At 50.4% G+C, this 446-nt stretch carries 1 protein-coding gene; it reads right to left on the reverse strand.

Annotation, left to right across the window (positions count from 1 at the left end; translation table 11 throughout):
- A partial coding sequence (locus JNB88_RS33175) for a nickel/cobalt efflux transporter (protein WP_220359169.1) occupies positions 1–446 on the reverse strand: 446 nt, incomplete at both ends.

Consider the following 446-nt stretch of genomic DNA (forward strand, 5'->3'; position numbering starts at 1 on the left):
TGCTGAAACTGACGACCAGTGTTGCGCCCAGTGTCAGGGCTTTCAACTGAATGCAAATCAACAGCACGGTAATTGCTGCCGGACAGGGGATAAGACCAACTGTTAAGCCAAATAACAAAATTTGCCAGTTGGTGACCTCTCTACCATCAAAGCGTCGTTTAATATCATTGGCATGGGCTCGTGCATGGGCATCCTGATACTCGCCATGTTCGTGATGGTGATGATGTCCATGGTCGTGGTGATCTTCGTGATCGTGGTGATGATGTTCATGATCATACTCGTGCATATTCTCCAGCCAGTTGCGTTCGCCGCGCCAGGTACGCCAGAACATCCAGAACGCGGTGCCAATAATGATCACTGCGGAAATCAGCTGGAGCCACGGTTCTGCTGATTGAGCAGTAAAGCGCTTGCTGATCACCATCCCGCCAAAGGCAATTAACCAGACC

Source organism: Rhizobium cauense, assembly GCF_019511525.1.
Lineage (GTDB): Bacteria > Pseudomonadota > Alphaproteobacteria > Rhizobiales > Rhizobiaceae > Rhizobium > Rhizobium cauense.